15 protein-coding genes and 1 pseudogene are annotated in these 16,495 nt (G+C 31.5%); 12 read left to right on the forward strand and 4 right to left on the reverse strand.

Translation table 11 applies throughout. From position 1 onward, the window contains the following. Positions 1-189: 189 nt before the first annotated feature. Complete coding sequence (locus F0362_RS31320; protein WP_000442770.1) at positions 190-321, reverse strand: hypothetical protein; 132 nt, start codon at positions 319-321, stop codon at positions 190-192. A gap of 100 nt (positions 322-421) precedes the next feature. On the opposite strand from F0362_RS31320, the pseudogene F0362_RS31185 reads away from it, so the two are divergent. The 3 genes and pseudogenes from F0362_RS31185 to F0362_RS29835 all read left to right on the forward strand — a co-directional run bounded on the left by F0362_RS31185 (position 422) and on the right by F0362_RS29835 (position 4,680). Continuing rightward, a pseudogene (locus F0362_RS31185) lies at positions 422-609 on the forward strand (hypothetical protein). A gap of 350 nt (positions 610-959) precedes the next feature. Next, on the forward strand, positions 960-2,498 hold the full coding sequence (locus F0362_RS29830) for a thiol-activated cytolysin family protein (protein WP_097861346.1): 1,539 nt from the start codon (positions 960-962) through the stop codon (positions 2,496-2,498). 532 nt (positions 2,499-3,030) lie between these two features. Next, positions 3,031-4,680 carry a M4 family metallopeptidase gene (locus tag F0362_RS29835; RefSeq protein ID WP_002156563.1) on the forward strand — a complete coding sequence of 550 codons (1,650 nt, stop codon included), beginning with the start codon at positions 3,031-3,033 and terminating at the stop codon, positions 4,678-4,680. Positions 4,681-4,905: 225 nt separating this feature from the next. On the opposite strand, the gene F0362_RS29840 is transcribed toward F0362_RS29835, so the two are convergent. Further along, on the reverse strand, positions 4,906-6,075 hold the full coding sequence (locus F0362_RS29840; RefSeq protein WP_000022066.1) for a pectinesterase: 1,170 nt from the start codon (positions 6,073-6,075) through the stop codon (positions 4,906-4,908). A gap of 434 nt (positions 6,076-6,509) precedes the next feature. Next, positions 6,510-7,445 (reverse strand): nucleoside hydrolase, encoded by a 936-nt coding sequence (locus F0362_RS29845; RefSeq protein ID WP_000756793.1) that lies wholly within the window; start codon positions 7,443-7,445, stop codon positions 6,510-6,512. A 329-nt stretch (positions 7,446-7,774) separates the two neighbouring features. Here F0362_RS29845 and F0362_RS31190 point away from each other — a divergent pair, with 329 nt between their 5' ends. The 7 genes from F0362_RS31190 to hfq all read left to right on the forward strand — a co-directional run bounded on the left by F0362_RS31190 (position 7,775) and on the right by hfq (position 12,656). Next, positions 7,775-8,044 carry an amino acid carrier protein gene (locus F0362_RS31190; RefSeq protein WP_225988031.1) on the forward strand — a complete coding sequence of 90 codons (270 nt, stop codon included), beginning with the start codon at positions 7,775-7,777 and terminating at the stop codon, positions 8,042-8,044. Positions 8,045-8,375: 331 nt separating this feature from the next. Further along, entirely contained in the window at positions 8,376-9,653 is a 1,278-nt protein-coding gene (locus tag F0362_RS29855) for a right-handed parallel beta-helix repeat-containing protein (RefSeq protein WP_000732097.1), read from the forward strand. Continuing rightward, a complete protein-coding gene (locus tag F0362_RS29860) occupies positions 9,653-10,159 on the forward strand; it encodes a nitrous oxide reductase accessory protein NosL (protein WP_001264234.1) in 507 nt (168 codons plus the stop codon). The genes F0362_RS29855 and F0362_RS29860 overlap by 1 nt, the downstream gene beginning before the upstream one ends. A gap of 81 nt (positions 10,160-10,240) precedes the next feature. Then, a complete protein-coding gene (locus tag F0362_RS29865; protein WP_000267183.1) occupies positions 10,241-11,053 on the forward strand; it encodes an ABC transporter permease in 813 nt (270 codons plus the stop codon). Then, positions 11,050-11,745, forward strand: a complete 696-nt coding sequence (locus F0362_RS29870; protein ID WP_000217363.1) for an ABC transporter ATP-binding protein — start codon at positions 11,050-11,052, stop codon at positions 11,743-11,745. Before F0362_RS29865 ends, F0362_RS29870 begins: the two co-directional genes overlap by 4 nt. Before the next feature lie 455 nt (positions 11,746-12,200). Next, complete coding sequence (locus F0362_RS29875) at positions 12,201-12,401, forward strand: hypothetical protein (RefSeq protein ID WP_000381150.1); 201 nt, start codon at positions 12,201-12,203, stop codon at positions 12,399-12,401. A gap of 21 nt (positions 12,402-12,422) precedes the next feature. Further along, on the forward strand, positions 12,423-12,656 hold the full coding sequence (hfq, locus tag F0362_RS29880; protein ID WP_000448509.1) for an RNA chaperone Hfq: 234 nt from the start codon (positions 12,423-12,425) through the stop codon (positions 12,654-12,656). A gap of 355 nt (positions 12,657-13,011) precedes the next feature. Here hfq and F0362_RS29890 read toward each other — a convergent pair whose 3' ends face one another. Further along, positions 13,012-13,596: an SCO family protein gene (locus tag F0362_RS29890; protein WP_000738663.1), complete on the reverse strand. Its 585-nt coding sequence runs from the start codon at positions 13,594-13,596 to the stop codon at positions 13,012-13,014. 804 nt (positions 13,597-14,400) lie between these two features. Between F0362_RS29890 and F0362_RS29895 the strand changes: the two genes are divergently transcribed. Together F0362_RS29895 and F0362_RS29900 are read left to right on the forward strand one after the other, a co-directional pair. Further along, on the forward strand, positions 14,401-14,736 hold the full coding sequence (locus tag F0362_RS29895; RefSeq protein ID WP_000800965.1) for a cupin domain-containing protein: 336 nt from the start codon (positions 14,401-14,403) through the stop codon (positions 14,734-14,736). 408 nt (positions 14,737-15,144) lie between these two features. After that, positions 15,145-16,419 (forward strand): ATP-grasp domain-containing protein, encoded by a 1,275-nt coding sequence (locus F0362_RS29900; protein WP_000791267.1) that lies wholly within the window; start codon positions 15,145-15,147, stop codon positions 16,417-16,419. Positions 16,420-16,495: the final 76 nt, after the last annotated feature.

The following is a 16,495-nucleotide window of genomic DNA, read 5'->3' on the forward strand; positions in this document are numbered from 1 at the left end:
AGCTTTTAAATGGATGTTTATTTACTTTCAATGATAGGAGTTACTGGTTCTAGAACATAGAGGAACAAGGCACCATACAGAGTAATCTGACGAACCTAAGAAGTTATTGTATGCAGTTTGTTCATCTCAAGTACAACAAGAGAGCCTTACCTCTCTAGGCAAGACTCCACTAGTGTAGTCGTATAATTTTTACATATCAAATAAGAAACAGAAAACATATAACACAAAGTAGCAGAACCCTACCATTCCGCCTACAGCTAATACCTGTTTAACCCAACTCTTAAATTTTAGATTACTGTAAATCTCTTGTACTCTTTCCATATTTCCTCCTATTAAGAAGAACCCTTAAAGACTCTCACCTCGCTATGGTAACATTAAAGAATGACTAATAGAGGTATAATTTTTGTCTAAACGTATAAATATGCAATATTGCATACAGAAATGTATTGTTACAAATGTAAACGCTTACTATAATAAGGGTATAAAGATTAATCACATCCTAGTACTAACAAAAGAGGAGGAAATAATATGGAAATCGCAATGGCAGTTTTAAAATTTATCGGTGGAGCAATCCCATTAGTTCAAGAACTTCTAAAAGCATTTATGTAAATTCACTATTTAGCAATTATTTATAAAAATTATAATACAAATGATCTGTATATCAAAGATGAATTGATATACAGATTATTTGTGTGAGTAAAGTTCCTTTAACACTATTAATATGCAATATTACATATGAAAATGTATTGATAGAATTGTAAGCGCTTACTATAATGAGAGTATAAAGATAAATCACATCTTAGCAACAACAAAAGGGGCGGAAATAATATGATAATTTTAAAATTTATAGGTGGAGTACTCCCATTAATTCAAGAACTTTTAAAAGCATTTATGTAAGTTCAATATTTAGCAATTATTTATAAATAATGATTATACCTTAATACGAAAAAAGGAAGAAGTTGATTTTTATGAAGACTACAAGAAATACAAAAGGAAAAAAATTACTAGCAAGTTTAATAATCGGCTTTTGCACTATTAATTATTCATCTATTTCATTAGCGGAAACACCTAAAAGTAATTCAGCTAATGCACCCAAACAAGCTATTGGCATTGATACTGGTATAGCAAATTTAAAGTATGATAGTAGAGATATTTTAGCAGTAAATGGGGATAAAGTAGAGAGTTTTGTTCCGAAAGAAAGTACAAATTCAAATGGTAAATTTGTAGTAGTGGAACGTGAGAAAAAATCACTTACAACTTCACCTGTGGATATTTCAATTATTGATTCTGTGGCTAATCGTACGTATCCAGGAGCAGTACAACTTGCAAATAAAGCTTTTACCGATAATCAACCTAGTCTATTAGTGGCTAAGAGAAAACCTATAAATATTAGTATAGACTTACCTGGAATGAGAAAAGAAAATACGATATCTGTCCAAAATCCGACATATGGTAATGTATCTGGAGCAGTAGATGATTTAGTGTCTACTTGGAATGAGAAGTATGCATCAACACATTCGTTACCTGCAAGAATGCAGTATACAGAATCTATGGTGTATAGTAAATCACAAATCGCAAGCGCTCTTAATGTTAACGCTAAATATCTTGATAACAGCCTAAACATTGACTTTAATGCCGTTGCAAATGGAGAGAAAAAAGTGATGGTTGCGGCATATAAGCAAATATTTTATACCGTAAGTGCTGAACTACCTAACAATCCATCTGATCTTTTTGATAACAGTGTTACGTTTGATGAGTTGACTCGTAAAGGGGTAAGTAATACGGCTCCGCCTGTTATGGTGTCAAATGTAGCCTATGGTAGAACCGTTTATGTAAAATTAGAAACATCATCAAAAAGTAAAGATGTACAATCTGCTTTTAAAGCTCTAATTAAGGGTCAAGGCGTTGAAGCAAGTGGACAGTACAAAGATATTTTTGAAGAAAGTACCTTTACCGCTGTCGTATTAGGCGGAGATGCAAAAGAGCATAACAAAGTTGTTACAAAAGATTTTAATGAAATCCGAAATATTATTAAAGATAATGCAGAATTAAGTTCTAAAAATCCAGCATACCCAATTTCATATACAAGCACTTTCTTAAAAGATAACGCAACTGCTGCTGTTCATAACAATACAGATTATATTGAGACTACAACTACAGAATATTCAAGTGCGAAAATGACGCTTGATCATTACGGTGCATATGTTGCTCAATTTGATGTATCTTGGGATGAATTTTCATATGATCAAAATGGGAAAGAAGTATTAACACATAAAACTTGGGAAGGAAACAACCAAGATAAAACGGCTCATTACTCTACAGTAATACCGCTTCCACCGAATTCAAAAAATGTAAAAGTCGTAGCGAGAGAATGTACAGGTCTTGCATGGGAATGGTGGAGAACAATTATTAATGAACAAAATGTTCCATTAACAAATGAAATAAAAGTTTCAATTGGAGGAACAACTTTATACCCAACTGCTAATATTAGTCATTAGGTAGAAATGAAGCACCCTGTTTACAGGGTGCTTTTTTACATGGTCACAAGTATATTGGGGTCTTTTTCAAATATAGCATACTCATCAGATAGCGATGGAGTGTAGACTCATTTAGTAAACTTTGCAACTGAACCACTAATTTTAATTTTTATAGATTTGCAAGAATTTTGTTGTATTCAACTTAGCGTTTTTTGACACTCCCACGGCTAAAGGCACAAGCTGACTAACGCCAGTGGGATTCTTGCTACCAAAGGCGAAGTCTATTTCTAGTATCGCTGACGTGTAAGACTGCGGTGTTCCATCACCACTCTCACAACAGACTATATAGGTTTGTGGGCTACGGTACTGTGACCATACCGTACAAATAGTTGGTTCTCATATGATTTTACGTCTTTTGCATGACCATGAAATGTTTATAAGTTTTATATCTGAATTTTCTGTTTTGTTTTTATATAATTTCAAACAGGAGGCGATTTACTATTATATCTAGAATTGTGTAAAAGTGTTAAAAAATGGGATGGGAAGTGGTATTTTGAAAAAGGTGATTTTATCTTCAACATTAGCTGTATCTATGGCTTTAGGTGCATTTGCGACATTAGGAACGTCACGTACATATGCAGCAGAGCAAAAGATTCAATACAACCAAGAATTTCAAACACCATCTTATATTGGGGAAGAGTGGAAAGCACCAGAAGGACTAGATAAAAAAGAGACTGTGTTCGAGTATTTAAAGAGTAAAAAAGACATGTTTAAATTAGCAGGAAATATGGAGAAACATTTTGAAATCGTTAAAGAAGAAAAAGACACAGAAGCAGAAACAACGCATGTGAAGCTTATTGAAAAATATAATGGTGTTCCTGTATATGGATCTGATCAAACAGTAGCACTTGATAAAAATAATAATGTGAAAGCATTTTTTGGACAAGTTATACCGAATTTAGAAAATAAAAATATCCCATCAACTGCAAGCATTTCAGAAGATGATGCTGTAAATATTGCGAAAGCTGGTATTGAGAAAGAGATTGGAAAAGTAGATAACTATGATGGTATGAAGAAAGATTTATATGTATATGAAAAAGATGGACAATATTATCTTTCCTATCTTGTAAAAGCCTCTGTTTCAAAACCAGCACCAGGCTACTGGCATTATTTTATAGATGCAACAAATGGCAATGTGATCAATAAATATAATGCGGTCGATCATATTACTGGTTTTGGATATGGTGTTTTAGGAAACAGACAATCATTTGAAATTGTTCAAAATGAAAAAACAGGTGCATTCCATTTATTTGATGGTAAACGTGGAAACGGTGTTTATACGTTTGATTGGAGAAATTTGTTGAAACAATCCTATGATTCAACATCAAAAGGACTGGGATATACAGGTTATGAAATTGAAAGTAGATCCAAGTTCTTTGAAGATAAAGCAGGTGTTGATGCACATGCAAATGCAGAAAAAGTATATGACTATTATAAGAAAACATTTAATCGTAATTCCTATGATAACAAAGGAGCGAAGTTACGTTCTGTTGTTCACGTAGGAGAAAACTGGAATAATGCTAGTTGGAACGGTGTGTATATGGCGTATGGTGATGGTGATGGAAAACTGTTTATTCCATTTTCAGCGAGCTTAGATGTAGTTGCTCATGAGTTAACACATGCTGTAACAGAGCATACAGCAAATTTAGAGTATCAAGATGAGTCTGGTGCATTAAACGAGTCATTTTCGGATATTTTCGGTGCGATGGTAGACCGTGATGATTGGGAGGCGGGAGAAGATATTTATACACCAGATATAGCAGGGGATGCGATGCGATCCTTAAGTCATCCTGCATCTATTCCCAATCCATTAGAACCCACTCAAGGTTATCCAGATCATTATAGAAAATATTATCCTGGACCATATGATAATGGCGGTGTTCATATTAACAGTAGTATCAATAATAAAGCAGCATATTTATTGTCGGAAGGTGGCTGGCATTACGGTGTGGAAGTAAATGGCGTTGGCCGCGAAGCTACAGAAAAAATTTACTATCGTGCTCTTACAAAATATTTAACAGCAAAATCTGATTTTAAAATGATGCGCCAAGCTGCACTTCAAGCCGCAGAAGATTTATATGGTAAAAATTCAAAAGAAGTACAAGCTGTAGCGAAAGCTTATGATGCAGTTGGTATAGAGTAAGACCTGAAAAGGACCTGATATATAACTTCAGGTCTTTTTTTACTGCGTAATCAGGAATGATTTTCGCTATGACTTTATAAACATTCATTAAATGAGAATGTAAACCTCATAACTCGATAAATATATTGTTCACGCTTTTCTTCTTCTGTTTAAGATAAGAAGAATACAATTTTGCAACAACAATGTCTTTTTCACGTTTCCTTGTACACTAAGGGTCTATGTATATTAAAAAATTTCAACTTGAGCTACAGTATCTGTTGTAGCATTTGCACCTCCTGTCGTTACTTTTAGTGAAATACGATCACCTACTAGAAATGTCACCGAAATATCATTATTTATATTGGAAGTTTGAGTACCAGTTAGTGAAACAGTAAGAGGTGTATCTATACCATTTTTTCGAATTGTCAAAGTGACCGTGTTTGTACCTCCAGGTCCAGTTAAGGCCTGAATTGCTAAAGATTTTATTACTGCTTTTTGGCCTAATCGTAGAAAGGCTTCTGTAGTTGAAACGGCAGCCGTCCCAGGTCGATAAAAACGAGTCGCACTATTTGGTAAACTACCAGGATCTGCCCAAACAAGGAATGTAGGTTGTGAAATTGTAGAAAAACCAAAATTGTTAGCATTTGAGTTTTGAAGATTTGTTGAACTTAAAACCAAAGTTCCGGCAGTTTGAGATATATCCGCAGTAGGACCTTGAATAGATGCTAAACGTAAACTTAATTGTGCTCCAGCCCGATTAACTTCTGCACCAATATATGATCCAGATCCACCTGAACTAGTAGTAATTAAATTAATATCACGACAATGAAAGTTATGTGGATTCGTGTTAACTAATAATGTTCTTTTATTTCCAAGACCAATTGATCTAGTCGTTATTGTGGAAGCTCTTACTGTACTTATACTTTCATCCGGAGTTCCTGTTCCAAAAGAATGAATACCATAAACATTGGAAGTTCCGCTTGTTGATGCAGTTGAATTATCTACTGTTACAACTGCGTTTCGTAATCTAGCTGTTAATGATGTGGTACCCGGAAAAGCAACCCCTGTTAAATTGACATGATTAATTGAAGTTAATAGTACAGTAATATCTTCAACTCTTGTATTTTCACCCATTGTTAACACAGTTGTATTCAAGGTTACATTCTGTTGACGAATCGTTACAGTTAACAAGCTAATCCCTCTTAATGAATTTCCATTTGGAATGACTACTGTCTCATCGTAGATTCCAGGAAACACAAAAATCGTTATTCCAGTGGCACTTATTGCATTAATTGCTGTTATGGCGCCATTAATTGTTTTAAAAGGATTCCCCCCAATGAAAGCCGTTGAATCATTTCCTGATTTCATTACTACAGCTGTATTAGCTCTAGATATCAAAACTTCATGTATACTCATTTAATCTCACTCCTTTACATTTCAAAATAATTTTTAGACCAAATGATATATACTTCCTTTTATTTTCAGCATGTAAAATGATTTCGGTAAATATTAATTATTTTCCTTCATATCAAGAAATTGATTGATATGTGTTCAAGTTAAGTTCAACTGTATCATTTTTTTTGAATGGTGGCCAATTAGTTGTGCATAAAAAAGAGACACATTTTGTGTCTCTTAGGATTCTTGAATAGTATGAATAAAATAGTAGAGTTTTACAAAAAGAATATAGCATACCACATCATTAATAAAAAAATCCACCCAATTGTAAGTACTAAGTATCTTAAAAATCCTACACAAAAATGCATACATACTCCTTTTAGGTATATTGTATACTATTTAAAGAAAATTTATTATGTCATCCTGCTTTACATACGAATGGGTAAATTCATTTTCTAATTTGTTCCTCTATCTATCATAATTTCCATGAAATTCTTAATAAACTGTTTTTGATTTAATTTTAATCCAATTCTAGTTCCCTCAGCTTTTGCACCTGGTCGAAAATCTGCGACAGTCTGTCCCCTTAAAGATTCTAAATCAATCTCTACTTTTCGATACATGTATTGAAGAAAATCTGGATTGACAATTGCACTCATCGCAACAACATCATGTAAAGGAGCGCCTTTAATACTAGGGTTTAATTTTTTGTAGGCATTAAAATAATAATCATAAATTGGTTTAATTAATGATTTAAATGGGGTAGTAGTGTGTTCTGCAATATATTCCGCTTCATTTGGAAGTAAAATAGCTGCATTTGTTACGTTTAAAGGAATTATTGTTAAATTTTTAGATTGATTAATTACAAACCGGGTTGAAACTGGATCACCATATGCATTTGCTTCAGCTACAGGTGAGACGTTTCCTGGTTGAAGAAATACCCCCGACATTATGTATATTTCTTTTATGCTTTGCATTGTTTCTTTCCAAAGGTTTAAAGCGATTGCAAGAGAAGTGGATCTACCTACATCAACGATTGTTAATTCTTCCTTATATTTTTCAACAATTGACAGAATTAGACTAAAATTATGAATAGGAATTGATGCTACACTTTCTGGTGGTTGGATAGGTCCAAGTCCTTCTGCACCATGTATTTCTGGATAATAAGCAGTGAAACCATTAAGAAATGGTAAAGAGGCACCACTTATAACAGGGATATCTGTTCTTCCAGCTAATTGTAATAAGTAAACAGCATTTCGAGTCGTTTGTTCTTTTGTAACATTTCCGTAACTTGTAACAATTCCGACAATTTCAATTTCAGGATGCAATAAACCGTATATTATTGCCAAAGAATCATCTATACCAGGGTCTCCAAATAATAATACTTTTTTCAAGGGGAATTCTCCCTTCTTACATAACTAAATATTTAATAAGACAAGCTCTATATTATATATGTAAGAAGACCATATATTTATGATTTATATTTTTAAAATTGTTAAAGGTAATTGTTGTTGGAATATTCCGTCTTCATTTAAATGTTTATATCAAAGTAATAGCATGTGATAATAGACATGTTTGTTTAGAAAAATCTAGTTTATGTAGAAATAAAATTGACTTTTTATTTCTTATTTCACTTGTGGGGTTTTTCCGGAATGCTGGCCGTAACCTTATAAAGAACCTTCGATTTGCGCTCTCTTCATATGCTATTTTAGAAAGGGATATTATGATGAAAAAAAGTAGTATAAATATAAGCATATCAATTTTAATACCTATTTTATTAATGATATGTCTTATTAATGTTAAATACAGAATCATATTAACTTCATTATTTGGAGCTTCGATTTTTTCAACAACATTTCTTTGTGTGATTGGATGTATCCTAGCTGTTTTATCATATATAGAAAATAAAAATATTTGGGCAAAAATCGGAATAATGTTAAACGTGTTAGTATTTTTTATTCCTTTTATTTGGATTTTCGGATGTGATAAGTAGTTTAGATTTATGGGTACAACTTTATCACCATCAAACCAAGAAAAGCGAATACCCCAAAACGAAAAAATGAACTGAATTCTCCGAGACAATTGTGGCGAGATAAAATTTTTGTTTTGGGGTACTTCAAAATCTAATCTTGAAGGGCATGGAGTGGTACCCCTATTTATATTATGCACTTCTTGTGTGTGGGTGGGTAAACGCAAACCACGTCACTCTTATATAATTTTATATGTATCACAAAAACTACGTTTATTTTTCACAAATTTCACACAAATTATTGATATTCTCATCTATAGTGATAGCTAATAGCTTTGAGAGAAGGGAACTGTATATGAAAAAGCTTTGTTCTCCTCTTCTGTTATTTTTAGTTTTTTGTTTTCCAGGAGTAAGTATTTATGCGGAGTCTACATTACAATCAAAAATTGACGCGGCTTCCCCTTATGAAACAATTACATTAGAGAGTAGAGTTTATAATGAAACAATCAAAATATTGAAACCGATTACAATACAAGGAGATAAAAATACTAAAATAATCTCTTGTGGTAAAGATCCTGTCATTACAATAAATAAGGAAAACATTATCCTCAAAGATTTGAAAATAGAACAATGTAATGATAATACAGATCAGCCAGCAATATTAGTATCGGGAGATAAACACTATATCAATGGATTGGAAATTAACGCATCATACATGGGGATTAAGCTAGAAGATGCTAGGAATATAAAAGTTGAGAACAGTACAATCGTTGGACAAAAACGGGCTAATGGAATTGATTTATGGAAATCTAATCGTAATCTGATAGAGAATATCAAAATCCGAAATGTCCGTGATGGTATTTATTTAGAACAAAGCGACAATAATACAATAAGGGAAAATACAATCTGGCAGTCTCGTTATGGCATTCATCTTATGTATTCTGATAGAACTGTTGTTGAAAAAAATTTATCAAAAGAAAATACAACGGGTGCTATGATTATGGGAACAAAGGAAACATCTGTAGTAGGAAATCGCTTTATTGACAATAAAAGTAATGTTCATGCACAAGGTATATTACTTTATGATGCAATAAAAACAAACATTTTACAAAATGAGATTGCTAATAATAGAGTAGGTATTTATGTAGAAAAGGCAAAGCATAATACTATTATGAGTAATTCAATTTTTCATAATTTTATCGGATTACAATTTAAAGATACCCGTGAAAATGAATTTACTCAAAATGTAATGATAGGGAATGTTAATGAATCACAAGCTACACAAAGCAGAGAAAATAATATCTATAAAAATTATTGGGATGCTTCTTTAAAAGTAGATATAGACGGTTCAGGTATTAGTAACATTCCATATAAAGCAGATGCCTATTTTCTTTTGTTAACACAAGATATTCCAGAATATCAGTTGTTCTTTCAATCACCAGGGATGCGTATTTTACAAAGTTTCATAAAAATTCCAGATCAATCTTTATTGGTAGACAAAGAATCTAGAATGGAACCAAAAGGTATTACGCAAAAAGGTGAGGAGGTTGCGTTTCAGTATAACATTTTGATTGTAAGTGTAAGTTTGTTACTAATGGGAAGTATATTGTTCATTTTAGGGAGGAAAAATTGATGAGAGTTAAGTATATGTTATTTACTATTTGTTTATGTATGGTATTCGCCGTAGTAGGGTGCGGTAAGAAAGAAACTAAACCAGTTGCTATTAATGAAAAAAATGATAAGTGTGATGTGTGTAATATGGCAGTAATGGATAATCAATTTGCAACTGAGGTTATTTTAGAAAATGGAAAAGCTCTAAAGTTTGATGATATTGGTTGTATGTATAAGTGGATGGATGAACATAAAAATGAAAAAACACAAGAGAAATTTGTAAGAGATTACACTACAAAAGATTGGGTTGCAGTGGATAAAGCTACATATGTATATGATAAATCAATTAAGACACCAATGGCTTATAATGTAATTTCTTTTAAAGAAAAGAAAGATGCGGACAGCTTTGTAGAAAAACATACTGGGAAAATCCTTTCTTCTAAAGAACTAGCAGAACATAAATGGGAAATGAATAAAGAGATGATGGGAAAAGAAAAGAAAGATCATGGTAGTGGACATTCTCACTAATAAGTGATTAATACTATGAAAAATTAGTGAGAAAAAGACAGCCAACTATGGTTGTCTTTTTCATTAGAGAGGTGAATAGCTATGTGGAATATATTACATTCAGAATGGCGTAGTGCAGTAAGGGGTAAACTTGCATACATGTTTTTGTTTCTTTGGATAACTATATTTTCTTTAATATTTGTTATGGAAAGAAATACCCCGGCTTTAGCAGGCTATACTAATGTAACGGGGACAATGGTAAATCTTATTTTATATATTGTACCTTTACTTATGTTAATTATAGGAGCATTCTCTATTGCAGGTGAGGTGGAAAATGGGAAATGGAGACTTTTATGTACGTATCCTTTAAAGAGTACCTCATATGTAATAGGTAAAACTATTGGCCAATTTATAGGGCAAACAGCTATTTTTTCAATAAGTTTTGGAGTAAGTATAATAATTGGTTTAGTAAACGGTAGTAATTTTGATATGTTTTGGGTGGTAGCAACGTATATCTTCTCTGTTTTATTAATTTTTTTATTTTTATTACTGGGAATAACAATCGGTTCTTTTTCTATAACAAGATGGCAAGCTTTAGCCATAAGTATCGTAGTTTGGTTCTTTCTTATTATGATGTGGCCAACGGCTTTAATTAGTGTTCTTAATTTTGTTCCATATTCAATGATTGCACCATTAATAAAAATATTATTGTTTTGCAACCCAGCAGAATTTCTTCGAATTATATTTGTAATTCAACTAGGTGGTGGAGCAATATTTGGGCAAGTATATGATCAGTTGGTCATAATTTTTCAAAGTAAAGCTGTTATTTGGATTCTACTAATATACTGCATTATCTACACAACTGTGTTCTTGTTTATGGCGGGGTGGCAAATGGAGAGGAGAAGAAAAAAATGACAGTATTAAACCTCAAAGAAGTTTGTAAAAGATATAAAAAGAAAATAGCATTATCTCCAATCTCACTTCAAAGTAAACAAGGAGAGTGTATCGTATTATGTGGTGGGAATGGAGCTGGGAAAAGTACGCTCCTTGATATAATCGCTGGAATTACAACACCGACAACTGGTACTGTTCAATTAGGGAATATAGAGTTACAGAAAGATAGAAAACAGTATTTGAGTGACATAGGTTATATGCCAGATGATTTTCATGCACAGCAAGATATGACAGTTCAAGAATTTTTATTCTTTTATGCTGCTTTTCGAAATATAGGAAAAGACAAAGTACAGGCAGTTATTGAATCAATAGGCTTAAATGAGAAAAAAAATGAACGATTACATAGACTATCTAAAGGGATGAGACAGAGGCTATTATTTGGGCAGGCGTATCTTGGTAACCCTAAAATTTTGATATTAGACGAACCAACAAACGGCCTGGATCCGTATTGGGTAGATGAGTTTTTAACTATATTAAAGACTTTAAAAAGAGATGGTACCATGATCATTTTCTCCACACATATGATGGATGTAGCTGCTGAAATTGGTGATCGGATAATCTTTATGAAGGAAGGAAAAGTCATAGAAGAAATAAAAAATGATAGGAACTTAGAAAATTTAACGATAACGTTATTACAAATGCATAGAAGATAAATTGTACATAAAACAGCTACTTTCATTACAGTAGCTGTTTTATGTACAACTTACCATTTGAAAACTAAGCAAATTATCTCCTGAAATTACAAAAATGCAAAAACAGGATTGTTAATCAATCCTTATTTTAAATGACTAATATAAGTTCTAATGAATGAAATAGTAAGATGTAATGCCTGAAGCTAATAATAGGTATTTTCATTTGTCTTATTTCAACATTCACGGCAAGCTTATGGGTTAATAATAAATCCACGGTAAAGTTATGCTTCTTTTAGCAGCAACTTTATGGGGAAAGTCACAATATAGTTTTAAAATACTGAAAATGGTCACATGAAATGTGAGATATTGTACTTGTAAAAGAGGAGGGCATTCCTATGAAAGAAACAGGTATTTTACGAAAAGTAGATAATATTGGACAAATTGTGATACCAAAAGAAACAAACAAAACTTTATAAGTGGATACAAGAGATACGCTAGAAATTTTTGTAGAAGAAAATGTGATTATTCTACAAAAATATACATCGCATGGTACTTGTCCTATCACGGGAGAAATATCTGCAAGGAATGTAAAACTGGCAGGTGGAAAGCTGCCTCTGAGTCCAGAGGGTGTAAAACAACTGCTAGCTGAACTAGAACAATACAAAGTAACGGTATGAGAAGAATAGGGGTAGAACTTGTTGGAAACGAAATTACAAGCATTTCAAAAGGATAGAGGTAAGAACAGGTTATTTTTGCAGGAACAATTGTTACAAGAAGCGTTTCAAAAGAGAAAGGATATCATGTTAATTCTGTTAAAAGGGTCACATATAATAGGAATAATAAGAGGATATGATACTTTTTCTATTTTAATAGAATTTGAAGGGAAGCAACAGCTTGTATATAAACACGCAATCTCCACGATTCGGTTCTAAAATAAAACAGTAGCCCACGGACAGCAAGTAGTCTACAAACAAATATTCTCCTAAATTATTAAAAATTTTTAGTTCCAGAATTCTTATTATATAAGGATTCTTTTTTGTATCAAAAGTATACAAGGTAAGGTAAAAAGATAAGATCGGCGAACACGATCTTATCTTTAGCACAAGGAGTAAAAAAAAGGATAACTATTATATTTTTATTTTGCTTAGATTCTTGCTGATTCTTAAAATTAAAGCCATAATCAACAAGAGTATATATTGAGAAAGTAATTACAAATTTTGTTGTAAATATTTAAAAAATGAAAATAAACTTTCACTTGCCTCTACATATTGAATTAATAGAATTTTTTTATCGAATTTTTTTAATGTCTTGAACAATTTCGTCATAAGGAGTATTTTCGACACCTGAATATTTTTTTAGAACTTTTCCATTTTTGTCAATCAGATAAAAACTTGTACCATGTATAACTTGTGTATCATTTTCTGGTTTAGTTACAAGTGATTGGAAGTTTTCTTTAGCAAACTTTTCAATATCTGTTCTTTTATATCCCGTGAGGAAATGAGTCCTACTTCCATCCATTTCATAGGCCTTCATAAATTCTGTTATTTTTTCTGGTGTGTCTACTTCAGGATCCACACTAAATGATACAAATTCTACATCTTTAATCCCGTCCGTATTCAACATTCTCTGGAGTTTTGCCATATTGGCTGTCATAGGTGGACAAACTGTTTGGCAACTTGTAAAGAAGAAATCAGCTACCCAAATTTTATCTTGTAACTCAGCTGATCCAAATTGCTTCCCATTTTGATCTGTAAATGAGAACTTCTGCACATCCCAATCAAGTGAATTGTTGAGTTTTTCATCTTTGCATGCTCCTAGAGCTATAACTATGAATATAAGTATAAGTGATCTAATGAAATTCATTTTTTTCATATGTATTTATCTCCTTTCAATTTCTATAGATTTTACGGAATGGTTATATGAACTACCCAATACTCGGTAGTATTTACTTTGGTTAATTTTTATTTTTAATAGCCGCCGAATTAATCTTAACAAAACCGAATGAATCCCCTTGTTTCAGGGTATTTATACTACTACTACTATGCATATAGCTTCCTCTTTGATGTTTATAGTTCACAAGAATGCTTATAATTAAGATTGTTAGGTATGTTATTAGTACATACATTGCTTCTTTATTTTACGGATTATAATAAAAGGTTAAAGGTAAATTAAAACAAGAAGATATTATCTAGTACTTTGTTATACAAAGCGCAATCTTTGATAAGAAGTATTATATGTAAGGAAAAATAGATAGTTCATTCTAGAACTTATTTACAATTATGGTAATAAATTAATCTCGGTGTGATCCTTGAATTAATATCCTTCATAAGAGTGAGAAAACACCATATATTTGGATAACGTGTTAAAAATAGAGTTAACTATAGTATAAATTAAAGATTAAATTATACATATTGAGAAAATATTTTAGAGATTGAATATTAAGATTTCCCCTATTAAAATTAAATTTGAAATGAAAGGATAATCTTTAAGCATGGCCTTTATGTAGAAAAGAGATAGGACTATTTCTATCTCTTTTTGTTATGCTGTCAGTTCATATATCTTTAATTAATTCTTTAGACACATGTAAAGGAATTTAGATTATGCCTGATATATTCCTTTTATTAAGTTAAATAAGTTAATTGATTCTAGAATTTTATAACATTAGGAGGATAGCAAATGAAAAATTATCAACTTACACAGATTTTAAGAGAAAAAAGAAATATAGACAAAAATTATTATGAATTTTTGCATGAAACAGATCTAAGTATGGGAATTTATGAATTGAAAGCAGGATCTTTAGATATGCAACAACCACATACAGAAGATGAAGTATATTATATTATCAATGGCAGAGCACAACTTGAAGTAGAGAGTGAAAATATTTTTGTGGAACCTGGTTCTATTATTTATGTAAAGGCTAACATGAAACATAGATTTCATACTATTGAAGAAGATCTCACGGTACTAGTTTTCTTTGCACCTGCTGAATACTCTTGCGAAAAAGATTTTTAATTACAACGATAATTGCATAATAAGAAAGGTAAAAATAAATATCTTTTTATCAAGTTTGTTTAAATTAGACAACAACTAATTATAGGCAAGTATGTAATTCCATTAAAGAAAAATAAATTTTTTCAATAAATAATAATCAATAGAAAAAAACATAAATGTTAAAAATAGTAAATTAATGTTTAAAAAAGGTAAACTTTACGGCGTTTTAATGAATTCTTGTTTGTTTTTCTTAAGTAAAAATATCTAGTTGTATGACTTTTAATTTGGTAATTTTTAGTATTTTTTTACATAAAAATATATTTACGGTAAAATATTTCTAAATATTTCTAATCTATTGAACAATTAAAAGTTTTAGTATACGATTACAACGTGATATCAAGATATACAGAGAAGAAAAGGAGATTACATATGAAAAATAAAAAAATTGGAATCATCATGAGAAAAGGTTATAGCATTCATGGTGATCATATTGAAACTGCAGGAAGAATATCTGATGAACTTTACTTGTTTACGAGTGTACCAAGTAAAACAATGGATGCGCGCTTTAAAGAAGTAATTGTACTTGAAGAGGCTTCTGAAATAGATGCTGAAAATTATATTTTTACAAAAGGAAAAGATATAGGAATTAGCTTTTTTGTCACTTGGCAAGAAACTGATATTGTCTTAACTGCTAAAATTAATGAACGCTTTGGGAATAAAGCATTATCTGTTGAAGCTGCTACGACATCTCGTGATAAATCAAAGCAGAGAGAATTTATGTTAAAGAATTCTATTGCTAGTCCTAAATTTGCAAAAGTTAATTCTATAGAGGATGCAGAGAAAGAAATAGAAAATATTCCTTTCCCTGTAATTATTAAGCCTACTATGGCTGCTAGCAGTGAATCTGTATATTTAGTTAACAATTTAGAAGAATTGAATAATTCATTAGAAAAAATTATTAATCTTTCTAAAACAAATAAAGGATTCTACTTTAACCAAACACAACAATGTGTGGCATTAGTAGAAGAATTTCTGACTGGTGAAGAAATTACAGTTGATGGAGTCATTTTAAATGGAGAATTTTACCTTGGTGGAATTCACAATAAAAATAAAATGATGGGCCCATATTTCGAGGAAGATGAATACACTTTACCGTATGTTGGTGTAGATGAAGACATAGTTGTTAATATTGCTAAAGAAATATGTGGAAAATTAGCTATTGAAAACAGTTTATTTAATGTAGAACTGCGCCGAGATACGCAAGGGAATTTTAAAGTTGTAGAATTTAGTACTAGAATCAGTGGCGGGCATGTTTATCGTAATATACGTGATGTACACGGAATTGATTTAGTAGCCGTTAATATTCTTGGTTTATTAGATTGTAAAGGGGATATTATGGAATTCTTCTTAACTAGATCTACAACACCAAAATCTTGTACTTGTATTAAATTTGTATATAGATCTGGAATTATAAAGAAAAATGAATTGGGAATTGTTGCTGAACAGCCAGAGTATAAAGCTTACTATCCTGTAGCAAAAGTAGGATCTGAAGTATATCATGCTCCAAAAGGATTTGATATAACGGGCTTACTTTCATTAAGAGCACCATATAATGATAAATCTGATGTAGAAAAATTGCGCCAAAGAGCTAGAGTATTAGATAATCAATTAGATATAGAATTAGAAATTCCAGTTCATGCATAAAAACTTAAGTAAATCTGGTTGTTATATTCCTTGTTTTAAATGAGGAATATAACCGCTAGATTTATCGATAAATTAT

The organism is Bacillus sp. BS98 (assembly GCF_008432245.1).
Classification (GTDB): Bacteria; Bacillota; Bacilli; order Bacillales; family Bacillaceae_G; genus Bacillus_A; species Bacillus_A toyonensis.

Bases quoted from the DNA above. Each gene is read 5' to 3' on its own strand.
- F0362_RS29865 (WP_000267183.1), top strand. From the start codon at position 10,241: ATGTGGAATATATTACATTCAGAATGGCGTAGTGCAGTAAGGGGTAAA.
- F0362_RS29870 (WP_000217363.1), top strand. From the start codon at position 11,050: ATGACAGTATTAAACCTCAAAGAAGTTTGTAAAAGATATAAAAAGAAA.
- F0362_RS29855 (WP_000732097.1), top strand. From the start codon at position 8,376: ATGAAAAAGCTTTGTTCTCCTCTTCTGTTATTTTTAGTTTTTTGTTTT.
- F0362_RS31320 (WP_000442770.1), bottom strand. From the start codon at position 321: ATGGAAAGAGTACAAGAGATTTACAGTAATCTAAAATTTAAGAGTTGG.
- F0362_RS29840 (WP_000022066.1), bottom strand. From the start codon at position 6,075: ATGAGTATACATGAAGTTTTGATATCTAGAGCTAATACAGCTGTAGTA.
- F0362_RS29900 (WP_000791267.1), top strand. From the start codon at position 15,145: ATGAAAAATAAAAAAATTGGAATCATCATGAGAAAAGGTTATAGCATT.
- F0362_RS29890 (WP_000738663.1), bottom strand. From the start codon at position 13,596: ATGAAAAAAATGAATTTCATTAGATCACTTATACTTATATTCATAGTT.
- F0362_RS29860 (WP_001264234.1), top strand. From the start codon at position 9,653: ATGAGAGTTAAGTATATGTTATTTACTATTTGTTTATGTATGGTATTC.
- F0362_RS31190 (WP_225988031.1), top strand. From the start codon at position 7,775: ATGATGAAAAAAAGTAGTATAAATATAAGCATATCAATTTTAATACCT.
- F0362_RS29895 (WP_000800965.1), top strand. From the start codon at position 14,401: ATGAAAAATTATCAACTTACACAGATTTTAAGAGAAAAAAGAAATATA.